This window comes from Pseudomonas sp. LTR0 (genome assembly GCF_036630035.1).
Lineage (GTDB): Bacteria > Pseudomonadota > Gammaproteobacteria > Pseudomonadales > Pseudomonadaceae > Aquipseudomonas > Aquipseudomonas putida_Y.
Genome location: NZ_CP123734.1, coordinates 3,212,785 through 3,235,126 on the forward strand (window position 1 = coordinate 3,212,785; position 22,342 = coordinate 3,235,126).

General features: G+C 62.9%; 13 protein-coding genes. 7 read left to right on the forward strand and 6 right to left on the reverse strand.

Annotated features, from left to right (window positions below):
• Positions 1 to 62: 62 nt before the first annotated feature.
• Entirely contained in the window at positions 63 to 989 is a 927-nt protein-coding gene (locus QCL51_RS14835) for an alpha/beta fold hydrolase (RefSeq protein WP_103444584.1), read from the reverse strand.
• Positions 990 to 1,172: 183 nt separating this feature from the next.
• Between QCL51_RS14835 and QCL51_RS14840 the strand changes: the two genes are divergently transcribed.
• A complete protein-coding gene (locus tag QCL51_RS14840; protein WP_338443610.1) occupies positions 1,173 to 6,062 on the forward strand; it encodes an NEL-type E3 ubiquitin ligase domain-containing protein in 4,890 nt (1,629 codons plus the stop codon).
• Between the two features lie 7 nt (positions 6,063 to 6,069).
• Here the strand turns inward: QCL51_RS14840 and QCL51_RS14845 are convergent, their stop codons facing one another.
• Entirely contained in the window at positions 6,070 to 8,574 is a 2,505-nt protein-coding gene (locus QCL51_RS14845; protein WP_338443611.1) for a UvrD-helicase domain-containing protein, read from the reverse strand.
• Positions 8,575 to 8,759: 185 nt separating this feature from the next.
• Here QCL51_RS14845 and QCL51_RS14850 point away from each other — a divergent pair, with 185 nt between their 5' ends.
• Together QCL51_RS14850 and QCL51_RS14855 are read left to right on the forward strand one after the other, a co-directional pair.
• Positions 8,760 to 9,458, forward strand: a complete 699-nt coding sequence (locus QCL51_RS14850; protein WP_021783138.1) for a pirin family protein — start codon at positions 8,760 to 8,762, stop codon at positions 9,456 to 9,458.
• Positions 9,459 to 9,664: 206 nt separating this feature from the next.
• A complete protein-coding gene (locus QCL51_RS14855) occupies positions 9,665 to 12,436 on the forward strand; it encodes an amino acid adenylation domain-containing protein (protein WP_274119071.1) in 2,772 nt (923 codons plus the stop codon).
• 35 nt (positions 12,437 to 12,471) lie between these two features.
• Here the strand turns inward: QCL51_RS14855 and QCL51_RS14860 are convergent, their stop codons facing one another.
• On the reverse strand, positions 12,472 to 12,948 hold the full coding sequence (locus tag QCL51_RS14860; protein ID WP_021783140.1) for an isochorismatase family protein: 477 nt from the start codon (positions 12,946 to 12,948) through the stop codon (positions 12,472 to 12,474).
• 250 nt (positions 12,949 to 13,198) lie between these two features.
• Between QCL51_RS14860 and QCL51_RS14865 the strand changes: the two genes are divergently transcribed.
• From QCL51_RS14865 to QCL51_RS14875, 3 genes are read left to right on the forward strand one after another with little or no spacing between them, the layout of a single operon-like run.
• Positions 13,199 to 14,062 (forward strand): sensor domain-containing diguanylate cyclase, encoded by an 864-nt coding sequence (locus tag QCL51_RS14865; RefSeq protein WP_103444588.1) that lies wholly within the window; start codon positions 13,199 to 13,201, stop codon positions 14,060 to 14,062.
• 17 nt (positions 14,063 to 14,079) lie between these two features.
• Positions 14,080 to 15,432: a chromate efflux transporter gene (gene chrA, locus QCL51_RS14870; protein ID WP_021783142.1), complete on the forward strand. Its 1,353-nt coding sequence runs from the start codon at positions 14,080 to 14,082 to the stop codon at positions 15,430 to 15,432.
• An 11-nt stretch (positions 15,433 to 15,443) separates the two neighbouring features.
• Entirely contained in the window at positions 15,444 to 16,112 is a 669-nt protein-coding gene (locus tag QCL51_RS14875; RefSeq protein ID WP_021783143.1) for a class I SAM-dependent methyltransferase, read from the forward strand.
• A 68-nt stretch (positions 16,113 to 16,180) separates the two neighbouring features.
• Here the strand turns inward: QCL51_RS14875 and quiC are convergent, their stop codons facing one another.
• Positions 16,181 to 18,088, reverse strand: coding sequence for a 3-dehydroshikimate dehydratase QuiC (quiC, locus tag QCL51_RS14880; RefSeq protein ID WP_103462609.1), 1,908 nt, complete (start codon positions 18,086 to 18,088; stop codon positions 16,181 to 16,183).
• A gap of 289 nt (positions 18,089 to 18,377) precedes the next feature.
• Here quiC and QCL51_RS14885 point away from each other — a divergent pair, with 289 nt between their 5' ends.
• Positions 18,378 to 19,751 carry an MFS transporter gene (locus QCL51_RS14885; protein WP_021783145.1) on the forward strand — a complete coding sequence of 458 codons (1,374 nt, stop codon included), beginning with the start codon at positions 18,378 to 18,380 and terminating at the stop codon, positions 19,749 to 19,751.
• A 67-nt stretch (positions 19,752 to 19,818) separates the two neighbouring features.
• On the opposite strand, the gene QCL51_RS14890 is transcribed toward QCL51_RS14885, so the two are convergent.
• Both QCL51_RS14890 and QCL51_RS14895 read right to left on the reverse strand, forming a co-directional pair.
• Positions 19,819 to 21,231: a DOPA decarboxylase gene (locus QCL51_RS14890; protein WP_021783146.1), complete on the reverse strand. Its 1,413-nt coding sequence runs from the start codon at positions 21,229 to 21,231 to the stop codon at positions 19,819 to 19,821.
• 81 nt (positions 21,232 to 21,312) lie between these two features.
• Entirely contained in the window at positions 21,313 to 22,257 is a 945-nt protein-coding gene (locus QCL51_RS14895; RefSeq protein ID WP_021783147.1) for a LysR family transcriptional regulator, read from the reverse strand.
• Positions 22,258 to 22,342 lie beyond the last annotated feature (85 nt).

Here is a 22,342-nt window from a genome sequence, read left to right on the forward strand (position 1 = left end):
TGGCGTGTTTGCAAAAGTGTGCGCCACCATAGCGCAGGTTCACGCGGCGTGACCAGAATCAGCTATTCGTTCACCAAGCGTTGCAGTACACCCCCTTCATGGCGCGTCAGGATACGCAGCAGTTGGTCGACCAGCGCCCGGTCTGGCGCATCCAGGTGGAAGTGGTGCCCGCCTGGGTGCCAGGAGACTTTCGCGTGGCTGGGCAAGGCGGCCTGACGTCGGGTAAAGGCTTCGCCGGTGAACGCCCCCTGGCGGCCGAACAGCAGGTACAACGGGCAGCGGATCTGGCTGAGCAGGTCGCATGCTTCGCGCTCGGTCAGTGGCATGGGCTCGGGCAATACCAGGCGCGGGTCGTGGCGCCAGCAATAGCCATCGCCCAGTTGAAGCAGGTCGCGCAGCGCCAGCAGCCGAGCGGCATCTTCCGACAGTTCGGTGTCCAGACGCTCGCGGCGTTGTGCCAAAGCGGTGTCCAGGTCGTCGAAGCGACCGACATCGGGCTCGGCAAAACCCGGCAACTGGCTGCGCTGTACCATGCGCTTGAGCCGGTAGGCCCGCGCCAGGTGCTGCACCCGGTCATCCTCGGCCACCGTGAACGGTGCACCCATGCCGTCGAGGAAGGTCATGCTGGCAATGCCACTGGTCATGGCCGCCAGCAGCGACGCTATACCGGTGCCCATACCATGGGCCAGCACATGAAATTGCGCCAGGCCCAGGCTGTCGGTCACCGCCAACATGTCTTCGGCATGCTCCCACAGGTAATAGCCACTGTCGTGGCGACGATGGCCAGAACGGCCATGGCCGATCAGGTCGGGGGCCACCACGAAACAGCCGTCCAGCATCGGTGCCACACGCTCGAACGAGGCAGCGTTATCTAGCCAGCCATGCAAGGCCAATATGGGAATACCGTCTTCTTGCCCCCAGGTACGGACCGCTATTTCAATACCATCGAGGTCTAGCAGGTGGTCTTTCGGACTGCACAGCGAACGCATTGCAATTCTCCTTGGCTGAGGCCTGCACCATGACCTGTCCCACCCTCTCGCAGATCCTCCCTCGCTGCCAGCCCCTCACCGACCCGCACATGCGCAGGACCGACCGCTGCCAAACAACTATCTACCGCACACCGACGCCTTGATCAGCGTGGACTATCTCACTCCACAAAAGAGATGGTTACCATGACAACCCCGACACCGTTGCATCAAAGCCAGATAACCCGATCGTTACCGAAATGGAGCAAGGCGCTCCAACCCACGCATACACGCAAAGTGGTGCAGAGCCTGTACAAGGAGTATCTCGATGAAGATGGCAGCCCTTACGCGTGGTATGCCACTGCCGATGAGCCAACGCGCGAGCAGTTGCACAACGCGTTGCAAACCCGTAACAAACGGCTGGCGCAAGTCAAGCAGGCGCTGGGCGAGTTCAAGGACATCATTGCGTTCTGCGGCCCTCTGCTGACCGAGCGGTTGGGGGTGAATGTGCCCGTAGACAGGGCGCAGTATGTGTTCCAGCCCTTTGAGTCAGAGGCCAACATCTGGGTCGGCGTTCCCGATGTGGAAACACCTTTGGTCCCGGACGTGGATGCGGATGTGCTGGCTACTCGCCCGGCAGGCCAGCCGCAAACACGCAGCTTGCTGGAGGCTGCCCTGCACAACTTCGAGGGGCTGGACGAAGTCGGCCCCTACAGCAGGCTCACCAACGCCGCAGGCAGCGACACCCCCCTGGCAGGCCTGACGATGGCGGACTTCGTCAGGCATTGTCGGGCGCTGGACCTTGGCAAACGCTATCAAGACCATCTGCTTGCAACCCATGAAGGCGCCAATCGCGCTGAGATCCAGCGCCTGTCGATTGCAGCGAACCGTGAGACGTTGAGGGTCCAGGCATTGATCGCCAAGCTCAAAGGCCTGCTGAGCAAGGCCGGGCTCGATGCGCTTGCGCAACTGTGCGACGGCAGCCCTCACCCCACCTATGACAACGAGGCGTTGCATTGCTGGAACTTCAACCTCTTCGATGTCCCCGTCCACGAAGTACTGTTCATTGGGCCAGACAACCCTTACCGCCAGAACCCCTGCATCGTGTATATCCCTGGCGACAGCGAGCACCCGATAAGGGAGTTCGCTTCTCGTCAGGAAGCGGGCAAGCACCTGCGCAGTCGGCTATTGCAAAGCGAGTTTCGTCGAGCCTTGGTGCATTTCGCCTACAAGGACAGGCAAAAAGAACTCGCCGGAAAGCTGGAGATCGCGCTGTTCGAAGAGAATGAAGCGGGCATACGCAAACCCCGAATCATGCCAGTGATCCCTTTCACGCTCTCGCCAATCAGAATCGACCCTTGGGCGACCTTGTACAACGCACACCTTGCGCGCATGAAGGCCGACGCAAAAACCATTGCAGTCCCTACCGCCGAAGTCGACGCCAACGCCCGCCACGAGCGCCTGAAGTACTGGTTCGACCTGGGTATGAACGTGCTGAATGTCGCCGCGTTCTTCGTGCCGGGGCTGAACACGGTCATGCTAGGCGTTTTTGCTTACGACCTGATGAGCTCGGTTTTCACCGGGTTCGAGGCCTGGGAAGAAGGAGATACCCGTCAGGCACTGGCACAGCTGGAATCGTTGGCCATCAACGCGGGGGTGATTGCCGGCTTTGCAGCGGGCGCCAGGGTTGTCCAGGCCTCTGGCTTTGTAGATGCTTTGAAGAGTGTGTGGCATGAAGACAAGGAAGTGCTTTGGCACCCCGACATGAAACCCTATGCGAGCACGGTGGCTATTCCTGAGGGGGCTCAACCCGATTTGCTCGGCCATGTGCACGTCGACGGGAAGACCTACCTGAAGCTGGATGGGACCCTGTACGAGGTGTTTCAGGACGCTGATCAGCAGTGGCGCGTGCGCCACCCAGAGGATGCGCAGGCCTATGCCCCACGTTTGCTGCATCATGGTGATGCCCGCTGGCAACTGGCCCATGAACAGCCTCTGGAATGGGACCGCGAACAGCTCGCGCGCCGCCTCGGCAGCCATGGCGCAGGCCTGGACGACAGCGAACTGGACCATGCCATGCGCAGTACCGGTACCGATCCAGACGTACTGCGACGCGCCCAGGCAGCGGGCCTGCGTCCACCCGCCTTGTTGCTCGACGCGCTGCAGCGGTTGCAACTGGACAATCAGACACAACAAATCATCAACTGTGTACGCCATGGGTTGCCGCTAGCTGCGTACAAGAACTTTGCCTTGCCCGAGTTGCTGCGCCTGCCGGGGTGGCCCGAGGGGAAGGTGCTGAAGGTTTACCAAGGGCCAGAGCCCTGGGGCGAATCGGTGCGCTACGGCCCTCCTGACACGCTGGGCCAAGTAGAAATCGAGGTTACCCGAACCGATCTGGACAATGGCCAGTTGAGCCAGACCGTGCTGGATCAGATGGATGAAGACGCCATTGAGCAGTTGCTCGGTGACACACCAACCGAGCACCGAGCGTCCGCACTGAACAACAAGCTCGCGCAACACCTGGAACAGCATCGCAAGGCGCTGTTCGAGAGCCTGCACCAAAGACGCCGTCCCACACGCCCGCCAATCGCACAAACCCTCGCCCGGCAGTTTCCCGGGCTACCGGACAGCGCGCTTGAAGAATTGCTTGCCAACATCAGCAACGCTGAACGGGAACGCCTGACCAACGGACGGGTGCCGCTGCGCATTGCCGAGGAAGCACGCCTTCTGCAAGCTCGAGCGCGGCTTGACCGCGCCCTCCTCGGCCTGTTCAGGCCCAGCCTGGCCAACGACGACAGCCTACGCATCAAACAGGCGCTGCAAGCCGCGCACCCGCAGGCTGACCCGGCCCGGTTGCTGCAACTTGCCCTTGACGATCGCCAGCACTGCGCCTCACTGATCGGCCAACAACCCATCAACCCCAGGTTCCGCTCCCCTTTGCGGTTGGCCAACGGCCAGCTGGGCTATCCCCTGAGCGGTCGTGGCTTGCAAGGACGAATCTTGCCTGCTGCACGTCGACTCCGGGCGCTCTACCCTGAACTCAGCAGCGAGCAAATCAGTGGGCTGCAAGCCGAACTGGCTCGAGGAGGCGACCTGGGTAGCGCGATCAACCAGCTGGAAGTCGAGCAGCGCACCCTCAACCGGGATCTCAACCGCTGGGTAAGCACCGCCCGCACCCTTGAAGAGCGCTTTGATCGCCAGCAATGCACCGAGCGACTGATGAGTGCTTCGCGCCGTGAAGGCGGCGTGCAAGCCGAAACACTGGTACTGGACCGTATGCAACTCGAAGCGCTACCCGCTTTCACTGCACGCATGCCGCATATCCGCAATCTCAGGCTCGAGGGGCTGCAGATGCAGCACCTGGAGGGCAGCTTCCTGGCAAACTTCCCTAACCTGGAAACCCTGGAAATCGTCGGCAACCCGGACATCGATGCCGAAACATTGTTCGAGGCGCTCAGGTCAGCACCGCGGCTGCGCGAGCTGGGCCTGACTGACAATGGCTTGACCACCCTTTCACCCACCGCCCAACAGGCCATCGGGGCAATGCCCGGCCTGCGGCTACTGTGGCTCAGCCGCAACCGGCTGCAACTCGACACCAACAGTTTAGGCTTCCTGACGCGCTTGCCCCTGGACGCCCTCGGCCTGGGTCACAATCAAATCACCCTCGACGAAAGCCTTGCCGCCCAGTTTCAGGACATGATCCACCCCACTGTACTGCACCTGTCAGGTAACCCACTGCGACTGGCGCCCGACCTGCGCTTCATGGCGCGTCTTGTCCACCTGGAACTTGAGCGTTGCGAACTGCAGCAATGGCCCGACAGCCTGACAGTCCTGATGAGCCAGCCCCAGTACCAACTGCGCTATCTGAACCTTTCGTCCAACCGCATTCGTACCCTGCCAGACTTGCCTGGCGTGCTGCGTACCCCTTTTGCCCGCGATGTCGCCGCTCACTTGCCGGAGCGCCGCTGGCTGTTCAACTACAACACCCTGGAAGCCCTGACACGTGCACGCCTGGGCAGCAGCGGCGTCAACGTATTCGAGCACGCAGAAGACGTGCCACTGTGGCAAGGCATTTTCCGTGGCGAGGCGAGCAGTGCCGAGGAGCAACTGTGGAGCGACCTGTTCGACCAAGGTGAAAACGCAGCGCTGCTGGGGGTACTCGAACGCCTTGCCCAATCGGCCGAAGCGCAGCGTGATGGCGAGGCCCTGAGGGCACGCGTCTGGAAGCTGTTGGATGACGCGGCCCACGACACCGCCCTGCGTGAACGCCTCGCCACCGTGGCCGGCGACTTCCCGCCAACCTGTGGTGACGCAGGTGCCGATGCGTTCAGTGCCCTGGAGATAGAAGTGCTGGCCCACGAAGCAGCAGCCGCCGCCGGTAGTCGACCGGCTGATCTACTGAGCCTGTATGGCAAGTTGTATCGACGCAGTCAGGTCAATCAACTGGCCGACCGCATCAGCTGGAGAAGGTCCTTGCGCAAACAGGCACTGCTCGATGGGGTCTTCGATGAAAACCTCCCCGCATACGATGAGCTCGACGATCCCTCAGCCTTTCCAGACAGCGAACTTCAGACGGGGCTGGTGGACGATATCGAGGTACGCCTGGCCTTGCGCCAGTCCTTGGCCAGCGCGCTGGACTATCCTGAGCCGAGCCGAGGCATGCTGTACCGCCATACGGCCAGAATCAACGATACAGTCATCGAAAGGGTGCAAGCTGCGGTCCTTTCCCTGGACAGGGATGCCACCGCCCGGGAGCAATGGTTGAACCAGCAGCCGGGCTGGGCCGAGTACTTGAAACGAGAGCATGCGGCACAGTTCAGCCTGATCACCGACTTTTGGCGGCCGGGCCTTGATTATCTCTATTACTGCCTGGATGAAACCGCCGACCCGGTCACGTCCCTGGACAGCTCTGTGCTCCGAGCCTTGGCCACGGTCATGCCTGAAAGCCCTGTGGATGCTCAAGGCGTTCTGCGTCGCGTCGTGATCAACGAGCAGCAGTATCGCCAGGGCGTGGACGCGCTGACTGCCGAGCAGCAGCAGGTTGAAACGGGTCTGCTGACCAGTCTCACCCGCCAGACGCAAACAATCGGCCGCTAAACCCCACTCACTGCCCGCGCAGGTCTTCGAAGAAGGCCTGCTTGCCATCCACCTGGCTGGACGCCCTTGGAGCCGCTGCGGCGTCACCGCTGGCGGCCTCCACATGCCAATAGCAGTGCCGCACTGCGCGGGTCACCGCCACGTAGGCCAAGCGCTGCACTTCGTCCTTCTGTGCCGAATCGAACGGTTGGGTATCACCTGCCTTGCCCAGCCCGGCCTGGCGGTATACCTGGTTCTTGTAGGGTGAGCTGGTCAGGTACTGGCAGTCACCCAGCATGAACACCGCATCGGCCTGCAAACCCTTGGCACTGTGATAGGTCAGCTGACGCAGCCGGCGCTGGTCGGCCGGCAGCGCCGCGTCGGCGTGCAACACGCTTTGCAGATGCTCGTTCATCAAGGCCCTGTCGCTGCCCTTGCGGTAGAGCATCATGACCGTCTCTCCCCGCTGGTAGTGCTCGACAAGCGTTTCGCCCAATGCAGCCTCGTCACGGTCGAACACCTTGACCGGCGAGCTGGGCAACTCGGCCGCCGGGCCACTGGAGCGCGCTTTCTTGCCGGCAATCGCCGGGGTGCCCTTGACCAGGTGTTCGGCCGCGTCGATCACCTGCTGCTGGCATCGGTAGTTGTCGACCAGCATCACCCGCGTGTTGGCCGGCGACGGGAATGCCTTGGTGAACTCCATGAAATACTTGGGCGAGCTGCCACGCCAGCCGTAGATCGATTGCCAGTCGTCCCCCACGCACAGCAACGACGAATGCTGGGCATGGCGCCCGGTGTGCATGGCCGGGCCGCGGCGCCGTATTTCAGCGAGGCTGGCACGCAACCAGCTGACGATCTGCGGCGACACGTCCTGGAACTCGTCGATCATCAGGTGCGCCAGCGGCCGCAGCAACGGATCGGGCAGCAGGTGCAGGTTTTCCGGGTTGTTCTCGCCAAACAGGGCGAACATGCGGTTGTAGCTCATCACCGGTGGCGACTGGTCCAGCAGGTGCGCTTCCAGGGCTTTCCAGTAAAGTGCCAGGGCCTCGAAGAACAGTGCATCGCTATCGCCAGACGGGAAGCTCATCGCCGCCACCGCTTTGTTCACCTCCAACCCAAGGTTTTCGATGAAATTGGCCGCACTGACGAACGCATCCAGCAGCGGCGCCGGGGCCAGTTCACCCTTGACCTTGTACTCAAAGCCAGGGCCGGCCACAGCATCGCCCGCCAACGATGCCGCCAGGCGCCTGGCCATGGCGTAGTTGTCGAGCCAGATCAGCGGCCTGTCGCAGAACGCCTGCAGCAGCGTGCGCTTGACCGCCCACTCGGCACGCACCGTCAGCTTGGCGCCGGGGCGCTGGTACTGCGCACTTTGTGCGGGATCGAAACCCAGCACCACCAAAGGCCCCTGGCCTTCCAGGCGGCCATGCACATAAAAGCGGCTGCCACGGATGTCGACCGTTTCGCGGCAGGGCTCGATGCCCTTGATCGGCCAGACGCCAGCGGCGAACCACAGGTCCTCGATCACGTCGCACAGTTCTTCGTCGCGCTGGGCCGCCAATTGGGTCACCTGTGCGCGCTTCTGCACATCGGGGTTGTTCGGGTCCAGCGGCTTCAGTTGCAAGGCTTCGCTGCGCAACTGGCTGACCAGTTCGGCAAAACGCGGGCTCTCGCCCAGCAAGCTGCTGTAGCACTGGTTCAGTTGCTGGCGCTGGGCATCGTTCAGGCGCAGGTCGAACGGGTTGCTGTCGGCCTCGGCCTCACGCCCGGCAGGCATCTCGTGGCCCAGTGTTTCAAATGCACGCACCTGGCCGAAGCCCGGCAGGCTGCGCACCAGCGGCAGGATGCGCGAATGGAACGTGCGCACCAGCTCGCGGGCCTGCACAGGCTGCAGGTTGATCTGCCACAGGGCGAACACCTGCAACAGCCGCTTGATGAAGTCTTTGCGCGATTCGCGGGTGAAGGTGACCACGGTCATCGCATCCAGCTCGTAACCCAGGTAATGACGCAGCAGCAGGATGCGCAGCACCAGCGACGTGGACTTGCCTGCCCCGGCGCCGGCCACCACGCAGGTAGACGGGGTGTCACTGAAGATCAGCTTCCATTGCGCGGGGCTGGGCTGGGCTTTGGCAGGCAGGCGCTGGGCGACATCGGCCTTGAAGCGCTTTTTCAACTCGGCCGTCAACGGCAGGCGCCAGTCGTCGAACAAGTTGTCATCCTGGCCTGGCACGGCGGCGCTGTCGGGGCGCGTATCGCGGATCACCAGCACCTGGCGCCCAGCCTCATAGCCCTCCACCCGACCACGCTCGAACCCTTCACGCACGCCATCGGCATGGCCAGTGCGCTGGCCTGTGGCGTGGCCGAGGAACCACGAGTCGCGGTGCTGGGCTTGCAGGCGGGTCAGGCCACGGCCCAGCAGACGGGCGGCCAGCCGGCGAAACCAGGGCAACTGGGCAGGAGGGGTAAGGTCGGCGGGGGCCAGGGGTTGCTCGTGGGCCACGGTCACTCCGTTGAAAATCAAAACAGCAGGCATGTTCGCCGCATCGACGAAAAATCGCCAGCGAATGCTTGCAGATCAGTGGATTAGGCGATGAAGCGAATAAAGCGCAGCAGGAAAAACATCTATCAAATAGATTATTTTAAGCCGATATTTACGCTTATTTTCGATGTTTCTTTAGCGCATCATGGCGCCATTCCACTGATTCAAGGAGCACGACCATGCTGCAACTGCGACCCTTCGAAAGCCTCGGCCACGCTAACCATGGCTGGCTCGACGCCCACCACCATTTCTCGTTTGCCGAGTACTACGACCCGGCACGCATGCACTGGGGTAACCTGCGGGTTTGGAACGACGACCTGATCGCGGCCGGCAGCGGCTTCCCGCCGCACCCGCACCGCGACATGGAAATCATCACTTATGTGCGTGAAGGCGCGATCAGCCACCAGGACAGCCTGGGCAACAAGGGCCGCACCGAAGCCGGTGATGTTCAGGTAATGAGCGCCGGTACCGGCATCGTGCACAGCGAGTACAACCTGGAGGACATAGACACACGTATTTTCCAGATCTGGATTGTGCCGGAGCGCACCGGTGAAGCACCGCAGTGGGGTAGCCGGCCGTTTCCCAAAGGCGAGCGCGGCGAAGGCTTCGTGACCCTGGCCAGCGGCCGCACCGGTGACGAGGACAGCCTGCAGATCCGTACCGATGCCCGCCTGGTGGCTGCCACCCTGCAGGCAGGTGAAACCGCCGAGTACCGCTTCGATGCCGCACGCCGGGGTTACCTGGTGCCGGCCAAGGGGCTGGTGGAAGTCAACGGGCTGCGGGCCAAGGCGCGCGATGGCGTGGCGATCGAGCAGGAAGCGGTGCTGCGGGTGACCGCCATCGAGGACAGCGAGATCGTGCTCGTGGACGTGGCCTGAACATCCGGCCAGGGATAATCCATATCGCAGTGCAAGGCTGCCCCCATAGACCAACCCGGTTTAGCAGGGTTTTGTGGGGGCTGGCTTGCGGCCCTGGACCGCCCCGGCTATCGCAAGGTAGCCATCAAACATTGGCGCCATCAGCCAGCCTGCACTAGCGTTGTGCTACCAGCCAGCCCAACGTTCCTGCGGAGCACTCGATCATCATGCCGGACCTGCGCCCGAATCCAACGCTGTGCCTGGAGTACCGTGCCGAACAACCCATTCACCACGCCTTCATCAAGCAGGCCGACCGCTGCCCGGCGGCCATTGCCATCATTGGCCAGCACACAATCTGCAGCTATTCCCAACTGGAGCAGATCAGCGCGGGCATTGCCGCGTTTCTGGTTAAAAACGCCGCCAGCGGTACCGATCGTGTAGTCATCGTCACCCACCGCAGCGCCGCCCTGGTGTACGCCATGCTCGGCTGCCTGCGTGCCGGCCTGGCCTTCACTGTGGCTGACGCCGCTTACCCTGCCGCGCGTATCGAGCAAATCGTCAGCACCCTGAAGCCTGCGGTGGTCCTGCGCTGTGCCGAGGCAACCGTCGACGTCGGCCAACCCATGGTCGTCACGGTGCCTGAAGCCCCCGCTGAAGCGCTGCTGGCCTTCCCTCGCCAACCTGTCGCGCTGCCTGCTGTCAGCCCTGAGCAGGCGGCCTACATCACCTTCACCTCGGGCAGCACCGGTGAACCCAAGGGCATCGTTACCCACCACGCACCGCTGGTGCACTTCATCGACTGGCATGTGCGCCAGCACGGCTTTACCCAGGCCGACACCTTCTCGCTGCTTTCTGGCCTGGGCCACGACCCGGTATACCGGGACGTGTTCACGCCACTGTCGCTTGGCGCGACCATTGCCTGCCCGGCGCAGTCGACCCTGACCGACCCCTCACGGCTAGCCAGCTGGCTTCACCAGCACGGTGTGAGCGTAATCCATCTCACCCCGCCGCTGGGCAAGCTGATCGAAACTGGCGCACACCTGAACGGCCAGGTTCTCGACCACCTGCGCTACCTGTTCTGGGGTGGCGATGCACTCAGCCCGACGCAGTACCAGCAGGTCCGCGCCATCGCACCGAATGCCATCAATGTGAACTTCTACGGCACCACCGAAACCCCACAGGCCATGGCTTTCCACACCCTCGACCCGGAAATGGATAATGCCCGGGTGCCCCTGGGCAAAGGCATTGCCGATGCACAATTGCTGGTGATAAACCCAGACAACCAGCTGGTCAGCGAGGGCGAGACAGGCGAAATCCTGATCCGCAGCCCCTATCTGTCACGGGGTTACTGGGGCGACCCAGGGCTGACCGAAGCCAAATTCATCGCCAACCCATTCACCGCTGACGCGGCCGACCGCTGTTATCGCACGGGCGATCTAGGCACCTACCTGGCCGATGGCAGCGCCAGTTTTCTGGGGCGCGCTGACAGCCAAGTGAAGATCCGTGGGCATCGCATCGAGCTGGCGGAAATCGAGAACGCCATCTGCCGTCACCCGCACATAGGGCAATGCGTGGTCCTGGCCAACCACGACAGTGCATCGACCCGGCTGGTTGCCTATTGCGTCGCACAGCAGCCCACCCGAGCTGACGAACTGCGCCAGACGCTCGCCGGCCAGCTGCCTGACTACATGGTACCGGCGCTGTTCGTGTTCCTTGATACCCTGCCGCTCACCCCCAACGGCAAGGTCGACAAACGCGCGCTGCCTGCTGCATTTGACGACAGTATCAACCTACCCTTGTCACCCCTGGCCGAAAAGCTGAGTACAGCCTGGGCACGCATCCTCCAGGTGCCGCGCCTGGACGCCAGGTTGAGCTTTGTCGAGCTGGGCGGCGACTCGCTGTCGTTTGTGCAGGCCTCGCGCGTGCTCGAGGCGCTCATCGGCCACCTGCCTGAACGTTGGGAAACCCTGCCGGTGTGCCAGCTGGCCGAGCTGAGTACGCCGCCCAAGGGCACGTGGCGGGTAATGGAAATGCCGGTGTTCATACGCATGCTCGCCATCATCCTGATTGTGGTTGGCCACCTGGGCGAGTTCGACCACTGGATGATCGTCGGCGAAACCTCGGTGCTGTTCCTGGTCTCTGGCATCGCCCTGGCGCGCTTTCAGCTCAAGGCCATCGAAGCGCGCGGTGATGCACGCACGCTGCTCACGTCACTGGCAGCCATCGTGGTGCCAACACTGCTGTACACCGCATTGATCCAGCTGGTATTCGACCGCCTGCACTGGCAATCGCTGCTGCTGGTTTCCAACTGGTTCCCCGCCAGCGAGGTCAGCCTGTTCAACTATTGGTACATCGAAGTGTTGGTGCAGATGATCGTGATCATTGGCCTGGTGCTGTCGATCAGGCGCGTGCGCCAGGTGCTGCTTGCCGACCCGTTTCGCTGGCTGATCATCGCTGCCTGTGCACTGGTGGCGCTGGATGTGTTCCTCAACCAGTTCGTATTCGATGCCAGTGCCCTGCTCAACCGGGTGCCTCAGCACTTCCTGGCGGTGATGGTGCTGGGCATGGCCGTGCACCATGCCGATACGGCCTCACGCAAATGGGTGGCCAGTGTGGTGGCCGTGCTGGTGGTGGGTGAGCTGGACCTGATGGCGGTTGCCCATGTTGGCTGGCAAGCCTTGACACACTATGTCGACATCGCCCTGCCAGCGATACTGGCGCTTGTCTGGTTCCGCTCGGTGCCAGTGCCCGCCCTGGTTGCACGGGCAGGTACGGTGATCGCTTCGTCAACCTTGTATATTTACTTGACGCATTTCCAATTCGAATCGGTAGCGGAGCATGTTTTCAGGCACCCGCTGTTCGAGGTGGCCCTGGCACTCGCTGGTGGTGTACTGGTGAGCTATTGCTGGAACACCCTGTTGCGTCTGCTGTTTACCCGCAGGCGCAAGCAGCACCAGGCGCCGGGAGCCGATCCAGCTGAACGCGTCACCTCTGCCTGAGCGAAGATGAGCCGCCACCCCATGCGCTACTCTTGTCAGGCCAGTTCGGCCAGCACCTCGGCCGAGGTGGTGACCTGCCGGAAGTGGTGCTTCCACAGGTCGGTACCCAACTTGCCCGAGCGGTCCAGCGATGACCCTATTGTCATGTCTGTCACCAGCGTGGGCATCAGCCCTGCGTCGAACAGGGCAAAGCCTGCGGCCAGCACGCAGGTTTCGGTCTGCAACCCGCACACCAGCACCCGCTCTACACCCAGTTGCCGGATGTAGTCGATAGCTTCGGCACTTTGCCCATAGCCATGCTTGACGAACACCTGGTCGGCCTCGACCAGGCTCTCGTCCTCGGCCGCCGGGTGCCAGCCAAGCTGGCGCTCGAACGGCGTGATCTGTTCATCGTGCAACTCGACCGAGGCTATGGTGGGAATGTTCGCTGACAACCGGCGCAAACCATCGACCAGCCACTCGGGCGGGCTGAAGGTGGACTGAACATCGACGATGAGCAAAACCTGGCGCATAGCGTACTCCGGCCATCATGCAAAATGGCGCGGAGTATAACGCGTGGCACCGGGCCTTGATCACCCATCGTTGCTCCCCCCACCGACAAGGCCGGCGCAAGTTGGGCAAATACCTTGGCGAGCAGCACAAGGCAGCTTCTGCAAGCACTGGACTGTGACGACAATCGGCGCCCTGGCCCTGCAGGCTGCCGTAGCTGCGACGTATTCCTTCAGGCTATGATCGGTCACCCTGCCGCGGACCCCCTGAACCATGCCCGTAGACCTGCAAGCGTTGTACCCCAGGCTGATCCACCTGATGCTGGACACGGTATTCGTGGTCGACAGGGACAACCAGATCGTGTTCGTCAGTGATGCCTGCAAGACGCTGCTGGGCTATGAAGCCTGCGAACTGATCGGCACACCGATCACCCGCTACATGCACCCTGACGACCTCCCGGCTACGCGCGCCTCGATCATGCGGGTGATGAACGGCCAGCCGCACTACGACTTTAGCAACCGTTACCTTCGCAAGGATGGCAGCGTGGTGCACATACTGTGGGCGGCCTGCTGGTCCGACGAGGCCCAGGCGCGTATCGGCGTGGCACGGGACGTTACCGCCCTGCGCGAGGCCGAAGACGAACTGCGCTTCCTCGCCCATCATGACCCACTGACCCGGCTGGCCAACCGCGCCATGTTCAATGAGCGGCTGGACACCGCCCTGGCCGCGGCCCGGCGTCACAACCGCAGGCTGGCCTTGCTGTTCCTCGATATCAATGACTTCAAGCAGATCAACGACAACCACGGCCACAGCGTGGGTGACCGGGTACTGTGCACACTGGCCCGACGCCTGGAAAGCTGCGTGGGGGCGGCTGGCACGGTAGCGCGGATGGGCGGTGACGAATTCACCGTGCTGTTACCCGATTGCCCGTCGCCGGAGGCCATTGCCACGCACGTACAGCACATTCTCGCGGTCATGGCCAAACCGCTCGACGCCGAATTTTCCGGCATCGAGGCACCTTCCTGCAGTATTGGCGTGGCCTGCTTTCCCGAAGACGGCAACGATGCCGACATGCTACTGCGCCATGCTGACGGGCACATGTACCGAATCAAGCGCCAACGCGCTGCGACGGGCTGAAGGCAAGGGCACACCGCATGGCTGAACACCTGCAAGCAACTGCCGGGCAAACACCCGCCTCTGTCGGCCTGGGCCAGGCATTGCTGTTCTGGCTGAAGCTGGGTTTCGTCAGTTTCGGTGGCCCGGCCGGGCAGATTGCGATCATGCACCAGGAGCTGGTGGAGCGGCGCCGCTGGATCAGTGAGCGGCGTTTTCTGCATGCCCTCAACTACTGCATGTTGCTGCCCGGGCCGGAGGCCCAGCAACTGGCCACCTACATCGGCTGGCTGATGCACCGTACCTGGGGCGGGGTGATTGCCGGCGCTCTGTTCGTGCTCCCGTCGCTGTTCATTCTGATCGGCCTGTCGTGGGTGTACCTGACCTGGAGCGAAGTACCGGTGGTAGCCGGGATTTTCGAAGGGATCAAGCCGGCCGTGACCGCCATCGTCGTGCATGCCGCCCACCGCATTGGCACGCGGGCGCTAAAGAATGGCTGGTTATGGGCCATTGCCGCGGCCTCGTTCGTGGCCATTTTCGCGCTCGACGTCCCCTTTCCGCTGATCGTGCTGGCGGCCGCACTGCTGGGGTATGTCGGTGGCCGGGTGCTGCCAGCACAGTTCGCGCCAGGTGGTGGCCACAGCGCAGCCAGGGCCCGCCAGCGCCCGGCGCTGATCGACGACGAGACCCCGATACCCTCGCACGCCCGCTTCAGCTGGGGCCGTCTGGTGACCTTGCTGCTGGCAGTGGCGGCGCTTTGGCTTCTGCCCATGGGCCTGCTGACGGCGGCCTTTGGCTGGCAAGGCACACTGACGCAAATGGGCTGGTTCTTCACCAAGGCGGCGCTGCTGACCTTCGGAGGTGCCTATGCAGTGCTGCCCTATGTCTATCAAGGGGCTGTCAGCCACTATGGCTGGCTGTCGCCCACGCAGATGATCGATGGCCTGGCGCTGGGCGAGACCACGCCCGGGCCGCTGATCATGGTGGTGGCCTTCGTCGGTTTCGTCGGTGGCTACCTGCAGCCGATGTTCGGCGCCAACCAGGCGTTCCTCGCGGGCGCTGTGGCGGCGGGCCTGGTGACCTGGTTCACCTTCCTGCCCTCGTTCCTGTTCATCCTCGCCGGAGGGCCGCTGGTGGAGTCGACCCACAACGAACTGAAATTCACCGCCCCGTTGACCGCGATAACTGCGGCTGTAGTGGGGGTAATCCTCAACCTTGCGCTGTTCTTCGGCTACCACGTGCTGTGGCCGGCCGGGTTCGATGGCGCGTTCCACTGGTCCTCGGCTGCGATAGCGCTCGCGGCGGCTGTGGCACTGTTCCGTTACAAGCGCGGGGTGATACACGTGTTGATCGGCTGCGCCGTTGCCGGGCTCGCCCTTCACCTTTTCCGCTGATGGAGCCGATCATGCGCAACCCTGAAGACGCCTTGCTCGACAGTTGGCACCATAACGCCCAAGCCTGGATCGACGCCGTACGCAACGGCGCCATCGAGAGCCGTCGCCAGGTCACTGACCAGGCCATCCTGCTGGCCATCCTTGGCCGCCAGCCCGAACGGGTGCTCGACCTGGGTTGCGGTGAGGGCTGGCTGCTGCGCGCGCTGGCCGACCGGGGTATCGAGGCCGTGGGCGTCGACGGCGACAGAACGCTGGTAGATGCAGCGCGAGCCGCGGGCGCGGGTGAGGTGCACCTGGCCAGCTATGCGCAGTTGGCTGAGGCGAAGGTGCATGTTGGCAAGAACTATGACCTGATCTGCGCCAACTTCGCACTGTTGCACCAGGACATCATTGAACTGTTGTCGGCAATGCGTGCTTTGCTGGTGCCAGGCGGTGCGCTGGTGATCCAGACCCTGCACCCGTGGAGCGTGGCCGACGGGGATTATCAGGATGGCTGGCGAGAGGAGTCTTTTGCCGGGTTCGTCGGGGATTGGCAACCGATGCCTTGGTATTTCCGCACCTTGGCCAGCTGGCTGATTGCGCTGGACATGGCGGGGTTGCGACTGGTCAGTCTGCAGGAACCGCAGCATCCGCAGAGCGCGGTGCCGCAGTCATTGTTGATGGTGGCTGAGCGTCACTGAATCGGGCCGTAATAATCCTGTGGAAGCAGGGTTCACCCCACTCCCACAAGACAGGCCAGTGCAGGCGACTACAGCACCGGCTTGCGCGCCGCTCCGCTACGGGCCTTGGCCATGGCTGCCAGGCGCACCGCAACGTTGGCAGCGCCGTAACCGGCGTACCCCGCCTTGCGCTGGATGATCTCGAAGAAGAAACGCTCCTCGAACGGCTCGGTATAGACGTGGAACAACTCGCCACCTTGAGCGTCGCGGTCGTACAGCACGTTGTAGTACGCCAGTTCGCTGAGGAACTCGTCGTCGAAATCGAAACGCGCCGCCAGGTCGTCGTAGTAATTCAGCGGGATTTCCAGCAGTGGCACCCCTGCCAGCTTGGCCCGCGCCACTTCGCGGAAGATGTCGTCACAATCGAAGGCGATGTGATGCACGCCCGAACCACGGTAGCTTGAAAGCGCATGGGCGATGGCGGTGTTGCGGTTTTCCGAGATATTCAGCGGCAGGCGCAAGGTGCCGCACTGGCTGCGCAGCGCGCGGCTCTTGACCAAGCCGTACGGGTCGGGGAGCACCACTTCGTCGTCGGCGGCGAAGTCGAACAAACTCTTGTAGAACAGCACCCAGCTGTCCAGCGACTCGGCCGGCAGGGCCAGGGCCATGTGGTCGATGCGGCGCAGGCCGCCGGTCGCGGCTGCGTTCTTGTCCAGGCTGAAGTCGGTGTCGTACAGGGAGTGGCCGGCAGTGCCCTGCTCTACCAGGTACAGCAGGCTGCCATCGGGCGCACGCACGGCCGGCACTTCACATTCGTTGGGGCCGACCAGGCCGCGGAACGGCTGGCCACGGAACGCAGTGGCACGCTTCAGGGCCGCTTGCTGGTCCTTGACCCGCAGCGCAGTGGCGCACAGCGACGGGCCATGGGCCTCGAAGAAGTTGTGGCCGAAGGAATACGGTTCAGCGTTCAGCACAATGTTGATATCACCCTGACGCAGCAGTTGCACTTCTTTGCTGCGGTGCTTGCCGGCTTCGGCAAAGCCCAGGCGCTTCAACCAGTTGCCCAGGCGCGCGCCGACGGCTTCGTCGACCGCGAACTCCAGGAACTCCACGCCGTCGTAAGCGCTGGCCGGCGGAGGGGTGAACAGTACGCCAGGTTCGATCGGCGTGTTTTCCTGCTCCAGGCGCAAGCTAGTCTGCTCTTCGAGGTACAGCAGCGAACGCAAGCCGTCGGCGGCATTCTGCCGGGTTGGTGCGGCGCGGAAGCCGTCATTGAAGATTTCCAGCGACAGCGGGCCACGGTAGCCCGTGGCGAGGATCGGCGCCAGGAAACCCGCCATGTCCATTTCGCCCTGCCCCGGGAAGCAGCGAAAGTGGCGGCTCCACTCCAGCACATCCATGGCCAGGATCGGCGCATCGGCCATTTGCACGAAGAAGATCTTGTCGCCGGGGATGTCGCGGATCGCGCTTGGGTCACCTTTGAGCGACAAGGTGTGGAAGCTGTCGAGGATCACCCCGAGTGCCGGGTGGTCGGCCTGGCGCACCAGGTTCCACACTTGCTGGTATGTGTTGACGTGGCGGCCCCAGGCCAGCGCTTCGTAACCAATGCGCAGGCCGCGCTTGCCGGCATGTTCGCCCAGCAGGCGCAGGTCGTCGACCAACAGTTGCTCGTCACCCAGGGCATCGGCCTGGACGTTGCTGCACACCAGCACCAGGTCAGTACCCAGCTCCTGCATCAGGTCGAACTTGCGTTCGGCGCGGTCGAGGTTTTTCTGCAGGCGGTCGCGGCGGCAGCCTTCAAAGTCGCGGAACGGCTGGAACAAGGTGATGGCAATGCCCAGGTCGGCGCACATCTGGCGCACCTGGCGCGGGCTGCCAGCGTAATAGAGCAGATCGTTTTCGAAGATCTCGACGCCGTCAAAACCGGCGGCGGCGATGGCTTCGAGCTTTTCCGGCAGAGTGCCGCTCAAGGACACGGTAGCGATCGAACGCTGCATGGCGGGAGTTCCTTGTTGTTGGAGGAATACGGTGCCATTCGGGCAAATAACCCCTGTCACAGTTTATGGCACGATCGATTATTCGCAGGTAAAGTCGACGCTTCAATCTCTTTGTACGGAATGGTTAGTTTTGCGTTCGATTATCGCACAAAACCCGTTTTAGCGAATTGCTAGACCGCGGGCCCGTGGTCAACATGGACCACAGACGCAGGCACACCGACCGTTGCCTCCTGCCTTGGCATAACCTCTGGCGGAACCTGCGCAAACAACAATAACAACGGAGACAACGATGGCTCACTCCAGCTCGCAAGCAAAGAAAGCGACCGCCAGTGGATGGATAGGCTCGGCACTCGAGTACTACGACTTCTTCATCTACGCCCAGGCCGCTGCGCTGATTTTCCCGCAGATTTTCTTCCCCAACACCGACCCGAAAATGGCCATCATTGCCTCGTTGGCCACCTATGGCGTGGGCTACCTGGCACGTCCGGTCGGCGCCTTCGTACTGGGCCACTGGGGTGACACCCGCGGTCGCAAGAACGTACTGCTGCTGTGCATGTTCCTGATGGGCCTGTCGACCATGGCTGTCGGCCTGCTACCCACCTACCACGACATCGGCTACCTCGCACCGGCCTTGCTGGTTGTGCTGCGCCTGATCCAGGGCTTTGCCGTGGCCGGGGAAATTTCGGGTGCCAGTTCCATGATCATGGAGCATGCGCCGTTTGGCCGAAGGGGCTACTACGCCAGTTTCACCCTGCAAGGTGTGCAAGCGGGCCAGGTACTGGCGGCGGCGGTATTCCTGCCACTGGCTTACTTCATGCCCAGCGAAGCCTTTACCGAATGGGGCTGGCGCATTCCGTTCCTGATGAGCGCCATCGTGCTGATTGCCGGCTTCATCATCCGTAAGGAAGTGCACGAAACCCCGGCGTTCGTTCAAGAAGAGAAACAGGACAAGGTTGTCAAATCGCCCATCAGCGAAGCCTTCCGCCACAGCTGGAAGCACATGGTGCTGGTGATGTTCATGGCCCTGATGAACGTGATCCCGGTCGTGGCCACCATCTTCGGTGCGGCCTACGCGGTACAGCCGGCGTATGGCATCGGCTTCGACAAGAGCGTGTACCTGTGGATTCCGGTGGTCGGTAACATCGTCGCGGTACTGGTGATCCCGTTCGTGGGCAACCTGTCGGACAAGATCGGCCGCCGCCCGACCATGATCGCTGGCTGCCTGGGCTCAGGCCTGCTGGCCTTCGTCTACCTGTATGCGATCAGCATCCAGAACGTGCCAATGGCGTTCGCCGCCTCGATCGTCATGTGGGGCATGGTTTACCAGGGTTACAACGCGGTGTTCCCAAGCTTCTACCCAGAGCTGTTCCACACCCGCTACCGCGTTACCGCCATGGCCATCGCGCAGAACATCGGCACCATGCTGACCGCCATGCTGCCCGCGCTGTTCGCAATGGTTGCCCCACCTGGCTCGGACAACATTCCGCTGGTAGTCGGTGGGCTGGCCTTCTTCATCACCGGCGTGTGCGCCCTGGCGGCCTACATTGCCCCCGAAACCCACCGCCTGGCGATGGAAGACCTGGGCAACCCAGAGGCCAAGCCGATGGAAAAGGCAGCCTATGAAGCCAGCCGTAAAGATAGCTTTCAGGCAGTAAGTCACTGATAGATTGCAGGGGCTGCTTTGCAGCCCCTTCGCGGTCAAGCCCGCTCACACACGTACCGTACAGGCTTCAGCCTTTGATCACGTCCTGCAGACGTGCCCACAGCCGCTGCACATCCCCCCGCTCGGTCGGCAGCGCACCAATCGACACCCGCACCATCCACCGCCCGTCCAGTGTAGCCGGCGTCACATAAGCATCGCCGGATGCATTCAGCCGCTCGGCCCAGCCCTTGGTATGCGCATCCAGCGCCTCCCCTTCAAGCCCCGCCGGTCGATGGCGAATGCACAAGGTTTGCAGCTGTACTGGCGCCAACACTTCCCACTCCGCCGCCGCCTCGACCTGCCCCGCCAGCCACTGGGCGTTGTCCAGGTCACGCCGCAGCCGTGCCTGCAATGCGTCGACACCCTCGCTGCGCAACATGAACCACAGCTTCAAGGCGCGGAACCGACGACCCAGCGGAATGCCCCAGTCGCGCAGGTTCTTCACCTCGCCATCCACCGCCGACTGCAGGTAGCTGGGATTGGTGCTCATCACCCGGATCAGGTGCTGCGGATCGCGCACGTAATAGATCGAGCAATCGAAGGCCACACCCAGCCATTTGTGCGCGTTGACCACCACCGAATCGGCCAGCTCGATGCCGTCCCACATCCAGCGGCACTCGGGCAGGATCATCGCCGAACCGGCCATGGCCGAGTCAACGTGCAACCACAGCCCATTGGCCCGGGCAATTTCGCCCACCGGGCGCAGCGGGTCGAGGGCAGTGGTCGTCGTAGTGCCGGTGGTGGCAACCACGGCGCAGGGCTGGTTGCCGGCGGCCAGGTCCTGTTCGATCGCCGCCTGGAGTGCCTCTGGGCGCAGGGCGTAGCGTTCGTCGGTGGGGATCAGGCGGATATTGTCGCGCCCAAAACCTGCCAGCAGTGCAGCCTTGTCCACCGAGCTGTGGGCATGAGCGCTGACATATACGATCAAAGGCTTGGCTTCGGCCTGCAGGCCGCCGCGTACCAAGGCGTAGTCGGTGGCACGTTCACGGGCGCTGATCAGCGCCACCAGGGTGCTGGTCGAGGCGGTGTCCTGGATCACGCCACTCCATTGGCCAGACAGGCCGAGCAGCTGGCGCAGCCAGTCGAGGGTGGTTTCTTCCAGTTCGCTGAGGGCCGGGCTGGATTGCCACGACAGGCCCAGCACGCCCAGACCGGTACTGAGGAAGTCACCCAGCACCGAGGACAGGGTGCCGTTGGAGGGGAAGTAGCCGTAGAAGTCCGGGTGCTGCCAATGGGACAGGCCAGGCATGACCAGGTTGTTGACGTCGTCGAGAATGGCCGCGAAAGGTTCGCCTTGTTGAGGGGCAGTTGCGGGCAAGGCGGCCTTGAGATAGCCAGGTTCGACCTGGGCCATGACCGGGCGTTCGCCCACGGTCTGGCGGTAGTCGGCGATCAGATCGATCAGCTGGTGGCCGTACTGGCGGAATTGTTCGGGGGTCACACTCGCTCTCCTGTGGGTTACGTATCGCCCCCAGTCTAGGCACCTATCCCCAGCCGAATAACCCCGCTTCCCGCATAGCTGCTATGGCGAACCCGCATGCCCGCCCTGCACACCAAACTGCGACTGGCGCCACAACTCGAATACCCGGTTACGCAACCAGCGGTGCTCGGCCGAGGCTTGCAGGCGCTGGTGCCACACAACCCAGTACCGCTGGCTGTGGTCGATAAAGCCCAGTGGCCGCCAGGCCAGATCATGCAAACGGCTCAACTGCCGGGCGATGTGCTCGGGGACCGTGGCCACGGCCTGGCTGCTGGCAATCACGTTGACCGTGGCGGAGAAAAACGGCACTTCCAGGCTGACCCGCCGCTGCAGGCCCTGCGCGCGCAGATGGCGGTCGATGAAGCTGTCCTTGTCCCCGCCGCCGGAGATACGTACGTGCTTGTGCGCCAGGTAGTCGGCCTGGCTGAGCGCGCCATGTGCAGTCAGCGGGTGATCGCGGCGCATCAGGCACACTGCGCGGTCCTCCCCCAGCAGGCGCCCGTGCAGGTTGGGCGGCGACTCGTCGAACAATGTGGTCGCCAGGTCGATTTCGCCACTGGCCAGCAAGGCATACTGGCCGGCTTGCCAGGTGCGATACTCCAGCGAAACGCCGGGCGCTTCGTGCTCCAGCGCAGCGACCAGCAACGGCAGCATGTGCTCGGCCACATAGTCCGAGGCAGCCAGGCAGAAGCGCCGCTCGCAGCGGGCCGGGTCGAATACGGCAGGTTGGCGCAGCGCCTGCAGTTCTTCGAGCACTTGGCGCAAAGGCTCGACCAGGGCTTCGGCGTGCTCGCTAAGCACGTAACCACGCCCTTGGCGCACCAGCAATGGATCATCGAAGGCTTCGCGCAGGTGGGCCAACTGGCGGCTAAGGGCCGATTGGCTGACGCCCAGGCGCTCGGCCGCGTGGCTGAGGTTTTTAAGCTGCAACAGGTGGTCGAGGGTACGCAGGTGGGCGAGGCTGAGGGAGGCGAAGGTGGGGTTCATGCAGGCTCCCTGCGGTGGAATTCAAGGGCCCTCTCGCGGGCAAGCCCGCTCTCACAGGGTTCTCACATCGTAAAGCATCGTGAAA

Coding starts and splice junctions, on each gene's coding strand:
- QCL51_RS14840 (WP_338443610.1), top strand. CDS start 1,173: ATGACAACCCCGACACCGTTGCATCAAAGCCAGATAACCCGATCGTTA.
- QCL51_RS14895 (WP_021783147.1), bottom strand. CDS start 22,257: ATGAACCCCACCTTCGCCTCCCTCAGCCTCGCCCACCTGCGTACCCTC.
- quiC (WP_103462609.1), bottom strand. CDS start 18,088: ATGCAGCGTTCGATCGCTACCGTGTCCTTGAGCGGCACTCTGCCGGAA.
- QCL51_RS14845 (WP_338443611.1), bottom strand. CDS start 8,574: ATGCCTGCTGTTTTGATTTTCAACGGAGTGACCGTGGCCCACGAGCAA.
- QCL51_RS14855 (WP_274119071.1), top strand. CDS start 9,665: ATGCCGGACCTGCGCCCGAATCCAACGCTGTGCCTGGAGTACCGTGCC.
- QCL51_RS14860 (WP_021783140.1), bottom strand. CDS start 12,948: ATGCGCCAGGTTTTGCTCATCGTCGATGTTCAGTCCACCTTCAGCCCG.
- QCL51_RS14885 (WP_021783145.1), top strand. CDS start 18,378: ATGGCTCACTCCAGCTCGCAAGCAAAGAAAGCGACCGCCAGTGGATGG.
- QCL51_RS14875 (WP_021783143.1), top strand. CDS start 15,444: ATGCGCAACCCTGAAGACGCCTTGCTCGACAGTTGGCACCATAACGCC.
- QCL51_RS14850 (WP_021783138.1), top strand. CDS start 8,760: ATGCTGCAACTGCGACCCTTCGAAAGCCTCGGCCACGCTAACCATGGC.
- chrA (WP_021783142.1), top strand. CDS start 14,080: ATGGCTGAACACCTGCAAGCAACTGCCGGGCAAACACCCGCCTCTGTC.
- QCL51_RS14835 (WP_103444584.1), bottom strand. CDS start 989: ATGCGTTCGCTGTGCAGTCCGAAAGACCACCTGCTAGACCTCGATGGT.
- QCL51_RS14865 (WP_103444588.1), top strand. CDS start 13,199: ATGCCCGTAGACCTGCAAGCGTTGTACCCCAGGCTGATCCACCTGATG.